The 22,321-nt window shown below is 60.2% G+C and carries 16 protein-coding genes; 11 read left to right on the top strand and 5 right to left on the bottom strand.

The features are described from left to right. Window positions 1-207: 207 nt before the first annotated feature. From HX873_RS20295 to HX873_RS20280, 4 genes are all read left to right on the top strand, one after another. Complete coding sequence (locus tag HX873_RS20295; protein WP_087693011.1) at window positions 208-1,098, top strand: bestrophin family protein; 891 nt, start codon at window positions 208-210, stop codon at window positions 1,096-1,098. 75 nt (window positions 1,099-1,173) lie between these two features. Further along, window positions 1,174-2,232, top strand: a complete 1,059-nt coding sequence (locus tag HX873_RS20290; protein WP_102369052.1) for a lipopolysaccharide assembly protein LapB — start codon at window positions 1,174-1,176, stop codon at window positions 2,230-2,232. Window positions 2,233-2,343: 111 nt separating this feature from the next. Beyond that, window positions 2,344-3,846 carry an ATPase domain-containing protein gene (locus tag HX873_RS20285; RefSeq protein WP_102369051.1) on the top strand — a complete coding sequence of 501 codons (1,503 nt, stop codon included), beginning with the start codon at window positions 2,344-2,346 and terminating at the stop codon, window positions 3,844-3,846. Continuing rightward, entirely contained in the window at window positions 3,843-5,513 is a 1,671-nt protein-coding gene (locus tag HX873_RS20280; protein ID WP_008431031.1) for a response regulator, read from the top strand. The genes HX873_RS20285 and HX873_RS20280 overlap by 4 nt, the downstream gene beginning before the upstream one ends. 30 nt (window positions 5,514-5,543) lie before the next feature. Here HX873_RS20280 and HX873_RS20275 read toward each other — a convergent pair whose 3' ends face one another. The 5 genes from HX873_RS20275 to HX873_RS20255 form a co-directional block, all read right to left on the bottom strand. Continuing rightward, complete coding sequence (locus HX873_RS20275) at window positions 5,544-5,921, bottom strand: response regulator (RefSeq protein WP_003217591.1); 378 nt, start codon at window positions 5,919-5,921, stop codon at window positions 5,544-5,546. Between the two features lie 78 nt (window positions 5,922-5,999). After that, complete coding sequence (locus HX873_RS20270; RefSeq protein WP_003217587.1) at window positions 6,000-7,193, bottom strand: hybrid sensor histidine kinase/response regulator; 1,194 nt, start codon at window positions 7,191-7,193, stop codon at window positions 6,000-6,002. After that, complete coding sequence (locus HX873_RS20265) at window positions 7,187-7,786, bottom strand: chemotaxis protein CheB (RefSeq protein ID WP_008431027.1); 600 nt, start codon at window positions 7,784-7,786, stop codon at window positions 7,187-7,189. The genes HX873_RS20270 and HX873_RS20265 overlap by 7 nt, the downstream gene beginning before the upstream one ends. Continuing rightward, the gene (locus HX873_RS20260) at window positions 7,783-8,598 is read right to left on the bottom strand and encodes a protein-glutamate O-methyltransferase CheR (RefSeq protein ID WP_177067776.1); all 816 of its coding nucleotides are present in this window, start codon (window positions 8,596-8,598) and stop codon (window positions 7,783-7,785) included. Before HX873_RS20260 ends, HX873_RS20265 begins: the two co-directional genes overlap by 4 nt. Then, window positions 8,599-12,096 carry a response regulator gene (locus tag HX873_RS20255; RefSeq protein ID WP_008431024.1) on the bottom strand — a complete coding sequence of 1,166 codons (3,498 nt, stop codon included), beginning with the start codon at window positions 12,094-12,096 and terminating at the stop codon, window positions 8,599-8,601. It lies immediately after the preceding gene. Between the two features lie 280 nt (window positions 12,097-12,376). Between HX873_RS20255 and HX873_RS20250 the strand changes: the two genes are divergently transcribed. The 7 genes from HX873_RS20250 to HX873_RS20220 all read left to right on the top strand — a co-directional run bounded on the left by HX873_RS20250 (window position 12,377) and on the right by HX873_RS20220 (window position 22,167). Next, window positions 12,377-15,943 carry a hypothetical protein gene (locus tag HX873_RS20250; RefSeq protein ID WP_256349647.1) on the top strand — a complete coding sequence of 1,189 codons (3,567 nt, stop codon included), beginning with the start codon at window positions 12,377-12,379 and terminating at the stop codon, window positions 15,941-15,943. 216 nt (window positions 15,944-16,159) lie between these two features. Continuing rightward, complete coding sequence (locus tag HX873_RS20245) at window positions 16,160-16,525, top strand: response regulator (protein ID WP_177042100.1); 366 nt, start codon at window positions 16,160-16,162, stop codon at window positions 16,523-16,525. Window positions 16,526-16,761: 236 nt separating this feature from the next. Then, window positions 16,762-17,553, top strand: coding sequence for a hypothetical protein (locus HX873_RS20240; RefSeq protein WP_177067777.1), 792 nt, complete (start codon window positions 16,762-16,764; stop codon window positions 17,551-17,553). A 9-nt stretch (window positions 17,554-17,562) separates the two neighbouring features. Further along, entirely contained in the window at window positions 17,563-19,008 is a 1,446-nt protein-coding gene (locus HX873_RS20235) for a DUF1254 domain-containing protein (RefSeq protein WP_177067778.1), read from the top strand. A gap of 12 nt (window positions 19,009-19,020) precedes the next feature. Continuing rightward, window positions 19,021-20,421 carry a DUF1254 domain-containing protein gene (locus tag HX873_RS20230; protein WP_177042106.1) on the top strand — a complete coding sequence of 467 codons (1,401 nt, stop codon included), beginning with the start codon at window positions 19,021-19,023 and terminating at the stop codon, window positions 20,419-20,421. A gap of 58 nt (window positions 20,422-20,479) precedes the next feature. After that, the gene (locus HX873_RS20225; protein ID WP_177042108.1) at window positions 20,480-21,385 is read left to right on the top strand and encodes a transporter; all 906 of its coding nucleotides are present in this window, start codon (window positions 20,480-20,482) and stop codon (window positions 21,383-21,385) included. A 32-nt stretch (window positions 21,386-21,417) separates the two neighbouring features. Further along, window positions 21,418-22,167: a DUF2092 domain-containing protein gene (locus HX873_RS20220; protein ID WP_177067780.1), complete on the top strand. Its 750-nt coding sequence runs from the start codon at window positions 21,418-21,420 to the stop codon at window positions 22,165-22,167. The last annotated feature ends 154 nt before the right edge of the window (window positions 22,168-22,321 follow it).

Here is a 22,321-nt window from a genome sequence, read left to right as displayed (position 1 = left end):
ATTCTGGATGAACGCGGCGCCCTCAGGTTTTTCGCGAGCAAGCCCGCTCCCACAGAAAAGCAGATCTGCTTTCGCTCTGGTCACCGAAAAAACGGATATTTACTCAATCCCGATAGACCCCACCAATCACCCAGTCAGCCCAAGCAATTGGACGCAACGCAAACATGCTTCTAACCTGACAGCCTGCACCACCCAAGAAGCCCGCCCATGATCGTCCGTCCCAAACCCAACCTGCTCGGCATCCTGTTCTCCCTCAAGGGCTCGATCGCCAAACGCATTGCGCTGCGCAGCCTGCTGGTCACCCTCCTGGCCTCAGTCATCGTGCTGGTAGAAACCCTGCACCCGGCCTACTTTTCCAAGGTCAACGCCACACCCTTCACACTGCTGGGGCTGTCACTGTCCATCTTCATGAGCTTTCGCAACAACGCCTGCTACGACCGCTGGTGGGAAGGCCGCAAACAACTGGGCCAGATGATCATCGAGATCCGCTCACTGATCCGCGAAACCCAGGTCCTCAACCCTGCCGAACGCAAACACGTCCTGCGCAGCCTGTGCGGTTTCGCCCATGGCCTGATCGCCCGCCTGCGCCTGGAAGACGAAAGCCAGGCGATCAAACCGTGGGCCAACCCAGAACCCGGCCACCCGAACCTGCCCGACAGCATCCTGCAAGACCTCGGCGCCCGCTGCTCGAACCTCGCCGAACAGGGCCACATCAGCGACTGGCGCTACACCCAACTGGAAACCCGGCTGTACGGCCTGAGCCAGGTCCAGGCCTCCTGTGAGCGGATCAAACACACCCCGCTGCCCTTCCCCTACACCTTGCTGCTGCACCGCACCATCTACCTGTTCTGTATCCTGCTGCCCTTCGCCATGGCCGAGCCGCTGGGCTGGCTGACCCCGGTGTTCACCGCCATCGTCAGCTACACCTTCTTCGGCCTGGACGAAATCGGCGACGACCTCGAAGACCCGTTCGGCTTCGACGAAAACGACCTGCCCTGCAACGCCATCGTGCGCACCCTGGAGCGCGAGATTCTCGCCGCCCTCGGCGAAACCACGCTGCCGCCGGCCCTTGAGCCGATTGAGTTCGTGCTGACGTGATGCGGGTTTGACACTCGCGATAACCTGACCGAAGCTGATGGCTTTGCACTAGCTGCCCAGCTTTCGGACGCCTGCATGTCAAAGTCACGCCGTTACTCCATCGTCGGCCTGTGCGCCCTGTTGTTTATTGTGCTGATCACCTGGTATTTCACCCGCACCACGCCGGTGGTGGTGCCCCCGGCCATCGCCCATGGTTACGCCAAGGCCTTGAAACAGGCGCACAACGGTGAACCCGGCGCTGCCCGGGTGCTGTATCAACAGTTGGGCCGCCCGGACCTCTCCGATGTGCGCCGCGCCGCCCTGCATGCCGAACTGCCCAACTACCCAAGCCCCCAGGCCCTCAAGCTGGCGGACAAGGACCTGGCCAACGACGCGCCAATGGTGCGCGAGGCGGCGATTCACAGCATTGTCGGCCTGGTGCCCAGCGGCCAGCGCACGCTGTTGCTCGGGCCACTGCTGGATGACCCGGAGCAAAGCGTCAGGTTTGCCGCGGCCAATGCCTTGCTCGGGCTGTCCCCGGATACCCTGGGCCTGTACTTCGGCCCGTTGCAGCAAGTGCTCGACGAATACGTAAAGCTGCTCAAGGGCCAACCCGAAAGCCCCGAAGGCTGGATCCAGCTGGCACGCCTGTACATTCACAGCGCGCTGCTGCCCGACGCACAAAACGCCCTGGAGCAGGCGATGCGCCTGCAACCGGACAACCTGCAAGCCGTGGTCGCGCAAATTGAACTGCTGGACAAGCAGGGCAAGGTCGACGAGTCCCGCCAACTCCTGGCCAAACAGTTGCAGGCCCACCCCGATTCGGCCTACCTGCAACATGCCCTGGGCATGTGGCTGCTGCACCATGGCGAGCGCGCCTTTGCCCTGCTCAGCCTGTCCCGGGCGGTGGAGCTCGAACCGAACAATCAGGATTACCGCTACGACCTGGCCACCACCCTGCACGCCCAGCAGGAACTGGAGGCCGCCCAGCGCCAGCTGGAAGAAATCATCCAGCGCAACCCGGCCAATCGCAAAGCCAGGGTGCTGCTGGTCAATTACTGGAAGGAAACCGGCCAGTTGCAGAATGTGCAGGTGCTGCTGGCACAGCTTGAACAGCAGAATCCGGACGACCCGGCGCTGCAACAGGGCCTGTAAAAGCGGTATTTGATACAAAACGTTGAACCGCCACACGGCGGCAAGGTCAAGTAAATATGGCGCGCCCCAGACGGCGCTGCCGACTACTTATTTGTGACCCGAGGGCACTTCTTGTCTACATCCAAAGAGCTGTTCACAGCAAAGGCGGCCACCGGTATTGAAGGTCTGGACGACATTCTTGCCGGAGGGCTTTCCCGTAGCCATTTGTTCCTGCTGGAAGGTGAACCCGGCACCGGTAAAACCACCGTGGCCCTGCATTTCCTCCAGGCCGGCGCAAAAAACGGCGAACGATCGCTGTACATCACCCTGTCGGAAACCGAGCGCGAGTTGCGCCAGGGTGCCAAGTCCCATGGTTGGGACCTGGACGAACACATTCACATCTTTGAACTGACTCCCCCCGAAAGCCTGCTCAATGCCGAGCACCAGCAAAGCCTCCTGTATTCCTCGGACCTTGAGCTGGGCGAAGCCACCCGGCAGATCTTCGAAGTGGTGGAACGGGTCAAACCTACCCGCGTCGTGATCGACAGCCTTTCGGAAATCCGCCTGCTGGCGCAAAGCTCCCTGCGCTATCGCCGGCAGATCCTGGCGATCAAGCACTACTTCGTGCGCTACGACGCCACCGTGCTGCTGCTGGACGACCTGACCACCGAGTCCCTCGACAAGACCGTACACAGCGTGGCCCACGGCGTGATTCGTCTCGAAGAACTGACCCCCAACTACGGCGCCGAGCGCCGCCGCGTGCGGATCGTGAAGTACCGTGGCCAGAAATACCGCGGCGGTTTTCACGACTTCACCATCATGGAAGACGGCGTACATGTGTTCCCGCGCCTGGTGGCAGCCGAGCACCGTGGCGGCTACAACCGCCAGACCCTCACCAGCGGCATCCGCGAGATGGACGCCCTGTTGGGCGGCGGGATCGAGACAGGTTCCAGCACCTTGATCCTGGGCCCGGCCGGTACCGGCAAATCGCTGATATCGATGATCTTTGCCGCGGCAGCCGTCTCCCGGGGCGAAAAAGCCGCGCTGTTCATTTTTGACGAAGAGCTGGGCCTGCTGTTCGAGCGCATGAAGAACATGGGCATCGACCTGGAGGCCCTGCAAGCCACCGGCAACCTGCTGATCGAACAGGTAGACGCCGCCGAGTTGTCCCCCGGCGAGTTCTCCCATCGGGTACGCCGCTGTGTGGACGAACGCGGGATCAAGACCGTGGTGATCGACAGCGTCAATGGCTATCAGGCCGCGATGCCGGAAGAGAACGCGTTGATCCTGCACATGCACGAACTGCTGCTGTACCTCAACCGCCGTGGCGCTGCGACCTTCATGACCGTCGCCCAGCACGGGCTGGTGGGCGACATGCAGGCGCCGGTGGACATTACCTATCTGGCCGACACCGTGATCCTGCTGCGTTACTTCGAAGCGCTGGGCAAGGTGCGGCGTGCGATTTCGATCATCAAGAAACGCACCGGCAGCCACGAATCGACCATTCGCGAATACCGCATCGGCAGTCGTGGCATGACCATCGGCGAACCGCTTGATGCGTTCCAGGGTGTATTGCGCGGCGTACCGACCTACATGGGCACCGACAACCCGCTGCTCAAGGATGAAAGTTCATGAGTGGCCTGCCGGCCATTTTCGAACGGGCGATCATTCTGGCGCCCCTGGGTCGCGACAGCTCCCTGGCGTTGATGATGCTCAATGAGGCTGGTTTCAACGGCATCATCGCCAGCCATTTGCAGATGCTCTGCGAGGAGCTGGAGCACGGTGCCGGCTTGCTGGTCATTGCTGCCGAAGCCCTGCGCGGTATCGACCTGGAACCGCTGCTCACGCACCTGCATCAACAACCGGCGTGGTCAGACCTGCCGATTGTGCTGATGACGCACCACGGCGGCAGCGAACAGAATGGCTCGTCGCACCTGAGCACCTTGCTGGGCAACGTGACGTTCCTGGAGCGTCCGTTCCACCCGATCACCCTGATCAGCCTCGTGACCACGGCGCTGCGCGGACGTCGTCGGCAATACGAGGCCCGCGACCGGCTGATCGACCTGAGCCAGAGCGAACAGCGCCTGCAAAGCACCCTGGAAACCCTTGAGCAACAGGTGGAAGAACGCACGGCGCAGCTGCGCAATAACGAAGAAGCGTTGCGCCAATCGCAGAAAATGGAAGCCGTCGGCCAATTGACCGGCGGCATCGCCCATGACTTCAACAACATGCTGACCGGCATCATCGGCAGCCTGGAACTGCTGCGCAGGCGCGTGGCTCGAGGCCGCACCGAAGACCTCGACAGCCTGATCGACCTGGGTGTCACTTCAGCCAACCGCGCGGCCGCCCTGACCCACCGCTTGCTGGCGTTTTCCCGTCGCCAGTCGCTGGATTCAAAACCGGTACAGATCAATCAATTGGTGAGTTCGATGGGTGAGCTGCTGCAACGCAGCCTGAATGAAAGCATTGCCCTGGATATCCGCCTGACCGAGCAACTCTGGACCGCCGAAGCCGACCCCAACCAGCTGGAAAGCGCCCTGCTCAACCTCGCCATCAATGCCCGGGATGCGATGCCCAACGGCGGCAAACTGGTGGTGGAAACCACCAACCGCCACTTGGACAGTGTGTTTACCGCAGCCTACGGCACCCTCACCCCTGGCGACTATGTGGAACTGAGCGTCAGCGACACCGGTTGCGGCATGCCCGAGAGCGTGATCAGCCGTGCATTTGACCCGTTCTTCACCACCAAACCCATCGGCCAGGGCACCGGGCTGGGGTTGTCGATGATCTACGGGTTTGCGCGCCAATCCCACGGGCATGTGTCGATCCACAGTGTGGTGGGCCAAGGCACCACCGTCAGCCTGTTCCTGCCGAGGTATGTCGGCGAGGTCATTGCAGATGAACCGCTCAACCCGGCATTGCTGCCGTTCGCCAATGCCGGCGAGACCGTGCTGATCGTCGAGGACGACCCGGCCGTGCGAGTGCTGGTCAGCGCCGTGCTGAGTGAACTGGGCTATGCCTTCGTCGAAGCCGGTGATGCCGACAGTGCCATGCCGATCATCGAGTCCAGCCAGCGCATTGACCTGCTGATCAGCGACGTTGGCCTGCCCGGCATGAACGGCCGGCAACTGGCGGAGATCGGCCGGCAGGTGCGGCCCGAGTTGAAGGTGTTGTTTATTACCGGCTATGCAGAGCATGCGGCTGTACGGGGCGGTTTTCTGGACCCGGGCATGCAGATGATCACCAAGCCGTTCACCTTTGATCTGTTGACGGCAAAGGTGAGGGAGATGATCAAGGCTTGAAGAGGGAGTGTGCTCCCTCTTCTCAAGAGGTTAAGCCAACAGCCGCTGGATATGTTCCTGCAACGTATCCAGGTCAAACGGTTTGGCCAGGATCGGCGCATTGCGCGTGATCGGGCTGTTGCAGTCGAGAATCTCCTGCGGGTAACCGCTGATGAAGATCACTTTCAATTCCGGTCGCAGCTTGATCGCAGGCTCGGCGATCTGCACCCCGGAAATGCCGCCAGGCAGGCGGTAGTCGGTCACCATCAGGTCCAGGTGCGGCTTGGTGGCCAGGATTTCAAACGCCTGCTCACCGTCAATCGCCTTCAACACCCGATACCCCAGGCCCGCCAGGTACTCGCCCAACACAAACATAATCGATTCGTCATCTTCGACGATCAGTACAACATCTTGTGCATCTTCACTCATGGGAAGCCTTTGTCCGGTCAATTGCTGCTGATACGACCATGGGGTCACGCAGAGGTTGCGTCGGATTTGCGATTGATTTCATGCCCCGGCCTCCAGGGGCAGGCAGACGCGGAACAACGCGCCCTCGCCTATCCGGCTTTCCACTTCAATGGTCCCGCCGTGGGCCGCGATAATCTGCTCGGAGATAAACAACCCCAGGCCCAGGCCCGCCACGGCATGGTTGGCCGACACGCGCTCGAACTGCTGGAAAATACGTTTCTGGTTGTCTTCGCTGATGCCGATCCCGTGGTCACGTACTTCTACCCGCGCTTCGCCATGCTCGGCGTACACCCGCACTTCCACCGGGCTCTTGGCCCCGTAGCGCAAGGCGTTGGTCAACAGGTTGGACACCACCTGTTCGATACGGAATTCATCCCAGTTGCCTACCACCGGCCCTTCCTGGACCCAGGCCACCGAAGACTCCGCCGCCGCCACCTGCGGCGCAAAATTTTCCAGCAGGTTGTGCACCAGTTGCGTGAGGTCAAAGCGACCGGGGCGGATCGACAGCTTGCCCGTGCGAATGCGCGACACGTCGAGCATGTCTTCGATCAGGCGAATCAGGCTCTGGATCTGCCGCTCATCGCGGTCGACCATGGCGTGCATCTTGTCCAGGGTAAACGCCGCGGCGTTGTCCCGTGCAAGGTGCATCTTGCGCAGCTGGGTTTCCAGGATCAGCCCGTTGAGGGGCGTGCGCACTTCGTGGGCGACGATCGACATGAAGTCATCGCGCATGCGCACGGCCTGCTCCAGTTCGGCCTGGGTGGCCTGCAAGCGCGTGAGCAAGGCTTCCTGCTCGCGCCGGCTTTGCTCCAGGGCTTCAACCTGCTGCTTCATCGCCTTGCTCTGGCGGTACAGGTCAACGAATACGTTGACCTTGCTCTTGACCGCGTGGATATCCAGCGGCTTGTGCAGGAAATCCACGGCGCCGCTTTCGTAGCCCTTGAACGCATAGTTGAGCTCACGGCCGGCAGCGCTGACAAACACGATGGGAATGTTCTTGGTCTTTTCGGTGCCGCGCATCAGTTCGGCCAGCTCGAAGCCGTTCATGCCCGGCATCTGCACGTCGAGAATGGCCATGGCGAACTCGTGCTCCAGGAGCAGCGACAAGGCCTCGTCGGCGCTCAATGCCTTATAGACCTGGCGGTCCTCGCGCTTGATCAGCGCTTCAAGGGCCAGCAGGTTTTCCGGCAGATCGTCGACGATCAGCAGTTTGGCCTGGACAGTACTTAACATGGGGAGGATTCCAGGGAAGCCAGCAAGGTGCCGATGCGGCTCAAGGTGAGGATATGGTCAGGTTCATGCAGCGCCAGGGCGGCCCGGGGCATCACGGCGACGCGGGCCTCCAAAGGGTCCTGCACCACCGTGGTACCGCCGCTCTGCTTGACGTGGGCCAGGCCCCGGGCGCCGTCCTGGTTGGCCCCCGTCAGCAAAATCGCCAGCAACCCCTTGCCGTAGACGTCGGCGGCTGAATCAAACAGGTAGTCGATTGCCGGGCGGGAATGGTGCACGCGGTCCTCCTGGCTCAGTGACAGGCTGCGGTCGTGCTCCACCGACAGGTGATAACCGGGGCCGGCAAAATACAGGGTACCGGGCTGGATCACTTCCTTGTCGCGGGCCTCCACCACCTTCATCGATACGCGTCGGTCAAACACTTCCGCCAACTGGCTGCGGCGCTCGTCGGGCAAATGCAGCACGGTAATGATCGGCAGGCCGAAGCTCGCCGGCAGCTCGCCAAAAATGCTCAGCAATGCCTCGACACCGCCCGCGGAAGCGCCGATCACAATGGCCTCGATCCCGGATACCGGGCTGGCAGTAGCTTCATTCATAATTTTCGGTAGATCCGTTCTTGCTTGACCAGGGGGTCGAACTGTTTGCTGTAGGCGGAAAAATCCAGGGTTTCCTTGCTGCCCAGCACCAGGAAGCCGCGATGACACAGCGACTCATGGAACAGTCCAAACGCCCGATCCTGCAACTTTTTATTGAAGTAAATCAATACGTTGCGACAGGAAATTAATTGAGTTTCGGAGAATACGCTGTCGGTCGCCAGGCTGTGATCGGCAAACGTCACGTTCTCCCGCAGGGTCTTGTCGAAGATCGCATGATCGTAAGCCGCCGTGTAGTAATCGGCAAACGAACGCTGGCCACCGGCCTGCTGGTAGTTGTGGGTATAGGCGCGGATGTTCTCGAGGGAAAAAATCCCCTGCTTGGCTTTTTCCAGGGACCGGGGGTTGATGTCGGTGGCGTAGATGATCGTGCGTTCCAGCAGGCCTTCCTCACGCAACAGGATGGCCATGGAATACACCTCCTCCCCGGTACTGCAGCCCGCGATCCAGATCTTGATCGACGGGTAGGTCTTGAGCAGCGGCACCACTTCCTTGCGAATCGCCAGGAAGTGCGAGGGGTCGCGAAACATTTCGCTGACCGGAATCGTCAGGAACTGCAGCAACTGCATGAACGCCGTCGGGTCATGCAGCACCCGTTCCTGCAAGGCCGAGATGGTGGCGCAGTCGAACTGACGCAACGCATGGGCCACGCGGCGTTTGACCGAAGCGCCGGAGTAGTCGCGAAAGTCGTAGCTGTACTTGAGGTAAATCGCCTCAATCAACAAGCGCAGTTCGATGTCAGTGCTTCGTTCCAATTAAATCCGTTCCATCTTGGGTAGCCACACGCGAATCAATGAAAACAACCGGTCCAGGTCGATGGGCTTGGCCAGGTAATCGTTGGAGCCTGCCGCCAGGCAGCGCTCCTGATCGTCCTTCATGGCCTTGGCCGTCACCGCGATGATCGGCAGCTTGCGCCAGCGCGGGTCCTGGCGGATCAAGGCAGTGGCCTCGTACCCGTCCATCTCCGGCATCATCACGTCCATCAGTACCAGGTCGATGTCATCGACTTCATTGAGTTTCTCGATCGCCTCGCGGCCATTACGGCCGATCACGACAATCGCGCCCTTGTGCTCCAGGGCACTGGTCAGGGCGAAGATATTGCGTACATCATCATCCACCAGCAGGATCTTGCGGCCCTCGAACACCTTGTCGCGGCTGCGGGCAGTCCTGAGCATTGTCTGGCGTTCATGGGACAACTGCGATTCGACTTTGTGCAGAAAGAGTGTCACCTCGTCCAGCAGGCGCTCGGGGGAACGCGCGCCCTTGATGATGATCGAGCGCGAATACTTGCGCAGTTCGGCCTCTTCATCGCGGGTCAGGTTGCGCCCGGTGTAGACGATCACCGGCGGGAACGAGCAGATGTCCTCGATGGACATGCGCTTGAGCAGCTCGTTGCCGAGCATGTCCGGCAGCTTGAGGTCGATGATCATGCAGTCGTAGATGTGGGTGCGCAGCAGGTCCAGGGCCTCCTGGGCGAAGCCTACGGCGGTGATCTCGATATCATCGTCGCCGATCAGGCGGGCAATGCTGTCTCGCTGAAGGTCATCGTCTTCCACCAGCAGCACACGCTTGACCTTCTGCGTCAGCTTGGCTTCCAGGCGGGCGAACACATCCTTGAGCTCTTCGCGGGTGGTCGGCTTGACTGCATAGCCCACGGCGCCCATGTGCATGGCGGCTTCGACGCGGTCCTCCACGGAAATCACGTGCACCGGGATATGGCGGGTCCCGGCATGTTCCTTGAGACGTTGCAGCACGGTCAGGCCGGAATGGTCCGGCAGGCGCATGTCCAGCAGGATCGCGTCGGGAATGTACTGTTCCGCCAGGGCGTAGCCTTCGTCTGCGCCATGGGCCACCAGGCAGTGGTAACCCAGTTCATGGGCGAGGTCGAAGAGGATGCGGGCAAAGTTGGGCTCATCTTCCACCACCAGGATGCAACGCGTGGCGAACGGAGCCTTGTCGCGGTCATCGATAAAGCGCGGGATCTGCGCTTCGTGGGCGATCGGCATCGGCGACACCTTGATCGGCGCCGGTGCAGGCACAGGGACTACCGCGCGCGGCTGTTCCAGCGCGGGGGTGTCTTCGTCACGCTCTACATAGTGCTCGGGCACCACCAGGGTAAAGATACTGCCCTGGCCAGGTTCGCTGGTGACGCTGATATAGCCGCCCAGCAGGTTCGCCAGGTCCCGGGAAATCGACAGGCCCAGGCCGGTGCCGCCGTAACGACGGTTGGTGGTGCCATCGGCCTGGCGGAAGGCCTCGAAGATGCTTTCCTGCTGATCCGGGGCGATGCCAATCCCCGAGTCGCGTACGGTAAAGGCGATGCCCTCCCCCGGTGCCCGGGATACCGACAGGCTGACCTCACCTTTCTCGGTGAACTTGATGGCGTTGGACAGCAGGTTCTTCAGAATCTGCTCCAGGCGCTGGCGGTCGGTGAACAGCATGTGTGGCGAGCCTTCCTGCACCTCCACCTGGAACCCGAGCTTGCGGTCGGCCGCCAGCGGCTCGAACATGCCGCGCAGCCCATCCACCAGGCGCGCAACGCTGGTGTTCTCCGGGCGCATTTCCAGCTTACCGGCTTCGACCTTGGAGATATCGAGGATGTCATTGATCAGGTTGAGCAAGTCGTTACCGGCCGAGTAGATCGACTCGGCGAACTTGACCTGTTCGGCGCTGAGGTTTTCCTGGGGGTTCTCCGCCAGCAACTTGGCCAGGATCAACGAGCTGTTCAGCGGCGTGCGCAGCTCGTGGGACATGTTGGCGAGGAATTCGGACTTGTACTTGCTGGAGCGCTGCAACTCGTCGGCACGCTCTTCCAGCTCGATCTGTACGCGGTTGAGCTGGACGTTCTTCTGGTCCATGGCATCGCGCTGCTCGGCCAGGGTCTGGGTCTGTTCGGCCAATTGTTCGTTGGTCTGCTCCAGCTCCGCCTGCTGGGTTTCCAGGTGGGCCTGGGACTCCTTGAGGATGCGCGACTGTTCTTCCAGCTCTTCGTTGGCCGTCTTGAGCTCTTCCTGCTGCACTTGCAGCTCTTCATTGAGCTGCTGGGTTTCGGCCAGCACTTCCTGCAGGCGCTGGCGATAACGCGCGGCTTCGATGGAGGTGCCGATGTTGTCGGCAATCAACTCCAGCAGTTCGACATCACGGTCATCGAGTGCACGCAGGAAACCCAGTTCGATCACCCCGTTGACCCGGCCATCATCGCTGGTCGGTACCACCAGCACGCTGCGGGTCGCACCTTCGCCGAGGCCGGAACTGACCTTGAAGTAATCCACCGGCACATCGTCCAGGCGAATCAGGCGGTCCTGACGGGCCGATTGGCCGACGATGCCTTCGTCGTTGTAGATCGACTGTTCCTGCTGCTCCTGCTCGCGGGAGAAGCCATAGGTAGCCACGCGTGTGAGGCCGCCGTGCTCTTCACGCACGTACAACGCCGCCACCGCCGAGCCCATGTACTGGGCAAAGAACTGCAAAATGTTGCGCCCCAGCAGGTTCAGCGTCAGTTGGCCAAGGACCTGCTCGGCCAGCTCGGTTTGGCCGTTGCGCAACCAGGCTTGCTGCTCGAGGCGCTTGGCGATCCTCTGCTGCGACATCAGGTTTTCGCTGTAACTGTTTGAAAGCTCTAGAAGATTCTTTCGGCCGACATATGCCAGGAAGCCACTCAGGCCGAGCACAAACACCAGGTACAAGGTGACGCTGATGATCGTGGTGCGGGTAACGTCTTCATTGCGGGTGATGCGGAACTGTTGCTCCATCGCCACCGCCCGGTCGTACTCCTTGCGAATCTCGTCCGTCAGGCTCTTGCCACGCCCGGCTTTCACGGCGGTGCGGTAATCGCCGTTTTGCCGCTGCATGTCAATCATCGACTGGGCGTAGGTGTTCCACGCCTGTTGCAACGACTCCAGACGCTTGAGCCGGTCCACCTGCTCCGGATTGTCCGCCACCAGTGCCTGCAAGTTGCGCAAGTCGGAAATGATCCGCGGCTTGGCCACTTCGTACGGGTCGAGGAAATGCTCGTCACCGGTAATCAGGAAGCCGCGCATGCCGGTTTCCAGGTCCACGGTCAGTTTCGAGGTTTCGTTGAGATTGTTGATTACCCGGTCGGTGTGTTCGACCCACTGGATCACCGACAACAGGTAGGTGATCAGAACGACGAAAAACACCGCGCTGAGCACGCCAACGCCCAACGGCAGTGCCACGTTGCGGCCCAGCAATTTACGGAAGCTTTTCTCATCGACAGACGACGCGGGAGTCATGGGCATGCCTTGGCCAATACGGAAAAACGAGGAGTTTGCCCCAAAGTTGCGCCTGAGCGCTATTTTTCTGCTACCCGTAGCGACATGGATTACATAACCCATTGATAAATAAACGAATGGATGTGTTTTTAACACTCGGCAATTGACTTTCCTTCTTACATGGGAACCGAAGTGAGCCTGGAACGTTGTGTGTGGGCCGCCCCACCCAAAGGGGTGCCGTGGGGAACAGGGAACCTCCTCGGAAAAGGCGCGTATCTCCTAATAAAACAGGTACCCACCGATGCAAAATGTCAGCAACCTCTCCGTGCAACAGCCTGCGCCCCAATTCTTTTCCTCCCCTGCTTCCGGGGCATCGTCCCTGAGCCCCCAGCCAGCCACGCCCCCTGCCGTTGCAGCAGCGCCAGCATCAGCCGCCAGCCGCTCCGATGTGCTGAAACAGCCCATGGCCGACCGGCAGAACTGGCAGAACCTGCTGGACGCCATCAACCTCGCAGCCCCGGCCCTGCAAGACTACGACACCGCCCCCTATGTACAGTCCGTCCTGAAGCTCACACAAATGGCCATTCATCCGGACTCGTCCCATCACAACACCCTGGACATGGGGACCAGGGTCAACCAAAGCCTGGAGGCATTCCTGAATGCCAACGGGGTGCCTCTGCCAACCTCCAAGGCCGAGTTGCTCAAGCTGAAACTGGAAGCGACCGTCAGGATCGCCGCCCACCCTTTCGGTGACCTGGGCGGAGCCTTGTCCTGGCCTGCACCGCTGGACCAGAACCAGCAAACTCAGTTGCGCCTGCTTGCGATGAACCACGCCCACCACCTCGGCGATCAGCCGCAAGTCACGCAGACAAAGAGCGTCCTGGACTTTCTCGCGTACCAGAATCCCATTCCTGTGGCCGCCTTGAACGACCCGGCGAAGATCCTCGAGTTTCTTTTAAGCTCGCCCGAAGGCCAACTGATGGGCCAGGCCCTGCAGCGCGGGCTCAATGGTATCGAGACCAAGAACAGCCATTACGACTACCTGCTGGCCGCCATCAGTGCACAGATGGATCCCGAGTCAATCCAGGCGCCTCAACGGAACAAACTGGCCGGTTTCGACGTGGCCAGTGAAGAACATTGGGGCAAGCCGGCCTCTGCCATCGTCAACGGGCTGAGCGCACACCTGTCGAGCGAGGGCAGAACGAGCCCCGAAATGGCCCAGGCGGGTGCTTACGTATTGCTGGCAAGAACAGCCCCGGAGTTCCTGATCAAAGACATCCCGGCCAGCGTGACCTATGGCAGCCCGGCCTGGGTCAACCTGGCGGTTGCGGCGGCGTCGATTGAAGCGCAGTCGCCGGGCTCGGTACCGAACATGACTTTCGCACAAGTGATGCTCAAGGCCGAAAGCGCTGCACTCGCCGAGCCCGCCGTGACCCAAAGCGCACAGAGGGCAGCGCTGATTGATTGGGCAGTGGCCAACGGCGTTATCAGCAAACAACCCAACGATGCCTACAGCCCCGACCAGCTGGAAGCGATACGCGTCGAGTTCACTCAGCAGGTGGATGAACGCATGAAGGCCTCCACCCTGCTGGAGACCGATATCCCGAGCCGCAAGGCCATTGCACTGGCCCAGCTCAAAGAGCGATTTGGCGAAGATGTGCCGTTTGAAAAAAAGGCCCTGACGGTGAAGGACACCCGCCAACAACAGTTTGGCGTACCGCTCTACGACCCAAACCGCGCACCTGCGGGCCTGCATTCGTTGCTGGACATCGCCATGAGTGGCTTGGGCGATTACACCTGGGAATCCAAGGATCCAGACATCACCCAGGCACTGGAAGGCCAGTCGCTCAAGTTCGACGTAAACGCGACATTTCAAAAGCAGTTTGAAGCGTCGATCAAGTCGCTGAACGACGGGGTTGCCACCACCGTAAAGCACCTGATCGCCAGCCTGCCGCTGGAAGATCGAAAAAACATCGAGCAAGGCAACCTCACTTTTTACCAGCCCTCTGTTTATCAATTGGGCCCAAACCTGGTCACCTCGCTTTTCAAACCGATTAAAAATGAGCTGCTGATACAGGTAGAGGGTGGCACGGAACCTGTTACCTATAGGCTGGACATAAAAAACGGCAGCATCAAAAAAGTAACGCCCCAGGATTTCTCTGCGAGTACCTGGGAACTGGCGATCGAGGAAAACAGAATAAAAAAATTCGACGCTTCAGAGGCCACTGAGCCCGAGCGCTCAGCCAGTACAGACACGAACCCACTGCCTCCCAACAGCTTTGCCACCGCCCGTACCCAGTACATCGCGGAGGCATTTGTCGAAAACCTCGACCTGGGCAACGAGGATGTCGTCAAGCAAGCCAAAGGCGCCACGACCTACGACAAGCAAATGAAAACCGAGCTGAAGGTGACCCATTTCTTCCTCGACCTCATTCCCTTCAAGTCAGCGATTGCCAACTTTACCAAGGGTAATTACCTGGAGGGGGCGATTGACCTCCAGCTGGACCTGCTGGGTTTTGTCAGCCTGGGTTCGTCCAAAGCGGCACAGGCGGGCACAAAAGCCCTCAGTGCAGGCGCCAAGGCGCTGAATGTTGCCAAAAAGATCGGTGTCGCCACCATCGGCGCCTTGAACCCGGTGGGCGGCTTGGGCGATTTGCTTCTGGGAGGCGCAGGACTGATTAACCGGGGCGGCAAGTTTGTAGTCGAAAAAAGCATTAACGGGCTAAACAAACTCAAGGGGGCAGCCGGCAGCCATGACCTGTTGAAAGCCGCCGGCAAGGAGCATGGCGTCGCGGCAATCGGCACCATCAAGCTGGCGGATCAAACCGTCGAAGCCTCCGCTGTATTGAACAAGGGCGAATGGTACGCGTACGACGCCCTCAAGAAACAACCCTATGGCCCACCGTTGAAGGGGTTCACGCCACAGACCGTGTCGGTCCAGGACAACGTTGAAAGCTTCTGGGAGTACTTTGTCGGAGGGCCGGCCACCAAAGCGCAAAACACACCCTCCAAGCAATTATCCAACTCATTCAAGGCTACGCAGGAACACGCCAGAACAACGAGCCACGATGCGTATATGCGTGGCTATAACAACGGGGTAGTGGATGACATCCCGGGCTACTCGGGCTCCATGGATATCGCAGAGCTCATGGAACTGGCACTTAAGCCGAATCGAAGCCCCGAAGAAATCGGCGCCCTGGCACAGTCAATAGGCAAAAAGCGATCAGAAGTCGGCCTTAAAAACTATGAGTTCTACAAAGCCGAAATTGAGCGCATCCCCGGCATCAAGCTCAGGGGCATGCCCCAGAATTTCTATTTGAGCCAGGTGGACACGGTGACCGGAGGCGAATGTGGCGTGTTAGCCAACGCAATGGCCTACGCCGTGTCCGTTGGAAAACAGGACGAGTACATCGACAAGCTTTTCATTGCGGCGGCGACCAAGGAAACCAACCCAAAATCGGCGAGGTTCATCAAGGACATGAGCGAAGCCCAGGATCACTTCAGAAAGCGACCGCACTCGGCCGAAGTCGTCACGCAAAAGTCCTATCAGGCCATCATCGATGACCTGGCCAACGCGACGACGTCCAAGACACTCATCATCGCCACGCCCGTCCACGCGATGACAGCGGGAGTGATCGTGGAAGGCGGCACGCGAAAATGGTTCTATTTCGACCCCAATTTCGGATTGGTCAATTTTCCGACCGAGGACGCCATGAAGAAAGGAATGAAGGAATCGCTGGCCAACAGTAAGACGCCGCTCATCCCGGGAGCGTTTGGGACGCCGACAAACCCGGAATATACGGTCAGCACATTCAAGGCAAGCGAGAACCAGAGCCGGGTCCATGGGTTGGTGTACGGATCCCTTTAACCGATAAAACCGGCAGCTTGAGACCATGCCAGGGGCTTGCTGGTTGTTCCAGCAAGCCCCTGGCAAGTGAGTGGCAGTGATACGCGACATTTGTAGCCGTTACCGGCACAATGTTTTGCTTATCTGGGGAACTTGCCGGGACCGACAATACTCAGGATGAAAACGGTCTTCCCATTGCCCAAGACCTGCCCCTTCCACTGTTCGGGAACCTCCACTATGTCAGCCGCCCCCTCCACCATCCTTGTAGTCGAAGACGACGCCATCGTGCGCATGTTGATCGTCGATGTCCTCGAAGAGCTGGAGTACCAAGTGCTTGAAGCGGCCGATGCCGAAGAAGCCTTGAAAATAGTTCAAGACACCGACCAGACCATCGACCTGATGATGACCGACGTCGGCCTGCCGGACATGGACGGCAAGCAACTGGCCCTCAAGGCCCGTGAAATACGCCCCGCCCTGCCCATCCTGTTCGCCAGCGGTTATGCCGAAAATATCGATTCGCCAGCCGACATGCAGGTGATCGGCAAGCCGTTCTCGATTGATCAGTTGCGTGACAAGGTCAAATCCATACTGCCCGTCTGCTGAAGCCCCCTATTCCCCAATGCCGTTACACAGTGACGGCATTCCAATGCAGTCTGCGCCCAGCGGACGCCTCCGTGATCGCGACCACAGCAAACAACTAATTCTTTCGATTGACTAGCGAGTGCGGAATTTACTGCTAGCGTCAAACGACATGTCCTACACGTAATAGTGAATAACGACAGCCCCTAGCCTTCGCAAACGCGCTATCGGGAACATCACCAGGGAATTGGGGAGTGGTCATGCTCAAGTCATCGTATTTTCCAGCAGTTGTGCTGGTGGCTTCGGTGTTGCCTGTGATTTCGGCCCAGGCCGACAACGCCGACACCGCCAACAAGAGTAACAACCCGCTGAACCTCGCGCCGGGAGCGAACCTGCAGGATTACTACACGCCCAGGCTGTTCGACAGCAACGCCCACACCAATGACACGCTGCTGCGCGGCACATTGCCGATTGCGCCATCGGATTTCATCGGTGTCCCTCAGTTACTACGTGCCACCCTGCCCATCAGTACGCGCCCCGACCCCCACAGTGGCTACACCACCGGGATCGGCGACCTGAACCTGTTCGATATCTTCCTGCTCAAGACCGATGGCGTGCAGTTGGGCATCGGCCCGCAAATCACCGCACCTACCGCCGAGCACGATGAATTGGGCACCGGCAAGTGGCAGGCCGGACTGGCGGCGGTGGCCATCGACGCCTCGCCCCGCGGCTTGCTCGGCGCACTGGTGCAATACCAAAGCTCGTTTGCCGGGGACAGTGACCGCGCCCATGTCGAAAGCGCGACCTTCCAGCCGTTCATCATTCACAACCTGCCCAAGGGCTGGTACCTGCGCTCTACCGGCACCTGGACGTTCGACCTGAAAAACGACACCCATTACATCCCTATCGGGTTCGGTGCCGGCAAAGCCTGGAAATCCGGCAGCAACATCCTCAACGCCTACCTCGAACCGCAATGGACCGTGGCCCGCAAAGGCGATGGCCTGCCGCAGTTCACCCTGTTTGCCGGGATCAACGTCACGTTTGGGAAATAAGGATATTTTATGCGTGTTCTGATTCGTAGTGCCGGGTTCTGCCTGTTAACCCTGACCGCCGCTGTACAGGCACAGACCCTGGACACCCGCATCGGCCCGATCACCATGGAAGGTGAACTGCCGGCCCACAGCGAAATCGCCAAACTGTATGGCGAGCTGGATTTCCAGCAGGCTACCCAGAGTTTTCTCTGGGCCCTGCCGCTGGTGTCCTACGCCCAATGGCAGGACGAATTCAGCACCAAGCTTGGCGCACGCAGCGGCGATTTGATGGTACTGACCACCTACGAAGACAAGCTCGGCGTGATCACGGCCAACGCCACCACACCGTATATCCTCGGCTTCGTCGACCTCAACGAGACCGGCCCGCTGGTGATCGAACTGCCGCCAGGCCCCACGGCCGGCGGGATTGGCGACTTCTGGCAACGGGCGATCATCGACATGGGCCAGACCGGCCCCGACCTGGGCAAGGGCGGCAAGTACCTGGTGTTGCCACCCGGCCAGGAGCCACCCGCAGATGCCGGCAAGTATTACCTGGCCAAATCGGAAACCATGAACGTGCTGGTGGGTTTTCGCGTACTCGACCCCGACCCGGCCAAGGGCAAGGCGCTGGTTGAGCAATTCAGGATGTACCCCTACGCCCAGCGCGCCAACCCGGCGAAAACCCGCTTACTGTCTCCCGGCGGCAAGCCCTGGTCCGGCACCCAGCCGCGCGGCATGGCCTACTGGGAACGGCTGCACGGGATTATCCAGAAAGAGCCCGTCAACGAGCGTGACCGCTTCTATATGGCCATGCTGTCCAGCCTGGGCATCGAAAAGGACAAACCCTTTAACCCCAACGAACGCCAACGCCAGGCCCTGGAGCAAGGCGCACAAATGGGCGAGTTGATTGCCAAGGCCAATGCCTTCGCCAAACGCTTCCCCCAGGCCCAGTACTGGAAAGACCGGCAGTGGGACACCGTGCTCAATATCGCCGAACCGTCCCAGCGCGTTACCTACTATGACCAGCTCTGGGAACGCAGCGCCTGGTTCTATGAAGCGGTCACCAACACCAAAGGCATGGTTTCCAAGACCCCCGGCCTGGGCCAGACGTACCTCGGCGCCTATACCGACAACAAGGGCCAATGGCTCGACGGCGGCAAGGCCTACACCCTGCATGTCGGCGCCAACCCACCGGCCAAGCAGTTCTGGTCGATGACCGTGTATGACATCGACAGCCGCTGCCTGATCGACAACCCACAGCGTAAAGCGGACCTGTCTTCACGCCAGGATTTGAAGAAAAATGCCGACGGATCGATAGATCTTTACTTCGGACCGCACGCGCCAAAAGACTTCGAGAGCAACTGGGTGCAAACTCTGCCCGGCAAACACTGGTTCAGCTATTTCCGACTGTACGCGCCGACTGAAGCCTACTTCGATAAAAGCTGGAAACTCGACGATATCCGACTGATTCAGTAAGGACGCAACAACATGATTCGAAAACCGACGCGCCTGCTGTTGGCGAGCCTCTCGATTCTCATGAGCACCGGCGCCTGGGCCGATTTCACCGCTACGCCGAGTGAAGCCAGGGCCATCGCCAAGGAAGCCTACCTTTATGGCTTCCCCGTGGTGGAGATGTACAAGACCCTCTACACCCAGGCCGTCGACAAGACCGGGCCGAACTACAAGGCGCCGTTCAACCATATCGGCAACACCGCGCAGGTGTTCACGCCCAAGGACACTGCGTTCGTTACACCGAATTCGGACACGCCCTACTCCTTCGTCTGGCTCGACCTGCGCGCCGAGCCGGTGGTGCTGACCCTGCCGAAGATCGAGGACAACCGCTACTACTCGGTGCAGTTGATCGACCTCTACACCCAGAACTTCGGCTACCTGGGCACCCGCAGCACCGGCAACAACGGTGGTCACTACATGATCGCCGGCCCCGGCTGGAAAGGTCAGCAGCCCACCAATATCGACCGCGTCGTGTACAGCGAAAGCAACATCGCCTACGCGCTGTACCGCACGCAATTGTTCGATGACAAGGACCTGGCCAAGGTCAAGCAGATCCAGGGCGGCTACAAGGTCCAGACCCTCAGCAACTATGTGAACCAGCCGAAACCGACCAAGCCGCCGAAAATCGCCTGGCCCAAGCCCACCCCGAACATGAGCGACAGCGTGCACCTGTTCCGCTACCTGAACTTCATGCTGGGCTATGCGGCGCCTCAGGACAGCGAGAAAGACGTGCTGGCGCGTTTTGCCAGGATCGGCGTCGAAGCCGGCAAGCCGTTTGACCTCAAGGCCCTCACCGTCGAGCAACGCAAGGCCCTGGAAGACGGCATAGCCGACGGCAAGGCCGAGTTTGCGGCGTTCAAAAAAGACAAGGTCGATACGCACCAGGTTACCAGCGGTGACCTGTTCGGCAGCCGCGATCACCTGCAGAACAATTACCTGTACCGCTACGCCGGCGCCAACATGGGCATCTTCGGCAACTCCACCGACGAAGCCGCCTACCTGAGCTACTTCGTCGACAGTGAGGGCAAACCGGCCAACGGCGCACGCCACAGCTACACCCTGCATTTCGACAAGGGCCAGTTGCCACCCTCCGATGCGTTCTGGTCGCTGACCATGTACGACGCCAAGACCAAGCTGCTGGTGCCGAACCTGAAGAAACGCTACCTGCTCAACTCGCGGATGCTGCCCAACTTCAAGCTCGATGCCGATGGCGGCCTGACGCTGCTGGTGGCCCACCACGAGCCACCGAAAGCCGAACAAAGCAACTGGCTGCCAGCACCGCCCGGCCCGTTCTACGCGGTATTGCGCATTTACCTGCCCAAGCCTGAAGTGGGCAACGGCCAATGGAAGCTGCCACCGCTCACACCGATCAAATAGCGCCTGGTCACGTAGTACCGCTGCACCCTGACATCAGGCATTTACAAGGAGTAGAGCCATGGTTTCACGTAGTCAATTGAGTGCGTTTACCGCCGCCACGCTGGCACTGATGCCAGGGATAGGGTTTGCCGACAATGCCAGGGATTGGCAGAACACCCCGACGGATCTGAACATGGTGTTCGGCTACTACAACCGGGTCGACACCAACACCCCGATCGACACGACATTGCCCATCAACGGCCTGTCGTTGAACGCCGACCTCTACCTGTTCCGCTACGCCCGTTCATTCGGCATCGACGGGCGCAACAGCGCCATCCAGTTTATCCAGCCGTACGCCGACGTTTCGGCGTCGTTCGACAACGCCCAGTTTTTCAGTGGGACCAAGCGCAACGGTGGCATGGGCGACACGCAGATTGTGTTCGCCCATAACATCTTCGGTGGCCCGGCACTGACCGCCGAGGAGTTCGCCAGTTGGAAGCCCGAGACGTTCCTCACCGGTGCGCTGTGGATGACCATGCCCACCGGCGACTACGATAAAGACCGCATCATCAACATCGGCTCCAACCGCTGGGTGTTCAAGCCCGAACTGGGCTTCGGCACCCCGATTGGCCCGACCTGGCTGGAAATCAACACCTACGTCTCGCTGTTTGGCGACAACAAGGATTACCACGGCGACAGCAAGCTGGAACAAAAGCCGCTGTATGCCATCGAGGGTCACTACAGCTACACCATCAACCGCGCACTCTGGGTGTCGCTGGACGCCACCTACAACCGCGGCGGCGAAAGCAGGATCGACGGCGACTGGCAAGACAACAAACAGGAAAACGGCCTGCTGGGCGCCAGCCTGGGTTTTATGTTGTCACCCCAGTTTGGCGGCCTGATCGCCTATAACGACACGGTCTCCGAGCGCACCGGTTCACCCGATGTGAACACCTGGACCTTCCGCCTCCAGTACGTCTGGTGAGAGCCACCTTCACGGAATGAACGGAGTGCGCCATGTCCCGTATTCATCTCGCGCGTCTATTGCTGGCAGGCTTGCTGCTCACCCCTCACACCGTCTTGGCCGACGAGCTGGAACCCAAGGCCCTCACCGCCCTGGAGCAGATGGGTGGCTACCTGCGCAGCCTGCAGCAGTTTCGCATCGACGCCCACAGCCACACCGACCAGGTGCTGGAGAACGGCCAGACCATCGAGTTCAGTCACCAGACCCGCCTTGCAGCGATGCAGCCGGACAAGCTGCACGTCTCGGTGGAAAGCGACGGTGAGCGCCGCAGCCTGTTCTACAACGGCCAGCGCTTCACCCTGTACGACAGCCGCAGCGGTTACTTCGCCAACCAGGCGGCACCGGCGAATATCGGCGGGTTGCTCGACCAGCTGAGTGAACGTTATGGCATCGAGCTGCCCCTGGCCGACCTGTTCCGCTGGCATCCCGGCACCGCCAAGGAGGTGGGCATCAGCAACGCCGTGCTGATCGGCAGTGAAACCATCGACGGCCAGACCTGCACCCACTACGCCTACCGCCAGCCGGACATCGACTGGCAATTGTGGATTCGCCAGGGCGCGCAACCGCTGCCCTGCCGACTGGTGATCAGCCGCCGCGACACCGCCGAACACCCTCGGCACAGCGTCAACTACCTGTGGCAGCTCAACAGCCCGCCCAAGCCTGCCGACTTTGAGTTCACCCCACCGGCCGGCGCCCGCGCGGTGCCCCTGCAACAGTTGGAGCCTCAGGGAGAACAGCCATGAAAAGCATGGCGGCGGTGCTGACCGCGACTTTGCTGCTGACGCTGTTCGATCCGCTGGCGGCCCAGGCCTGGCAACTGCGCGGCGGTGGTGGCGCACGCACGTTTGTGGTGCCCCATGGCGGCGGTGGCGGTTATCGCCCGCCCATGCCGGCGCC

This window comes from Pseudomonas sp. P7758 (assembly GCF_013386485.1).
Classification (GTDB): domain Bacteria; phylum Pseudomonadota; class Gammaproteobacteria; order Pseudomonadales; family Pseudomonadaceae; genus Aquipseudomonas.
The sequence above is the reverse complement of the archived record's forward strand: the minus strand, read 5'-3'. Positions and strand labels throughout refer to the sequence as shown.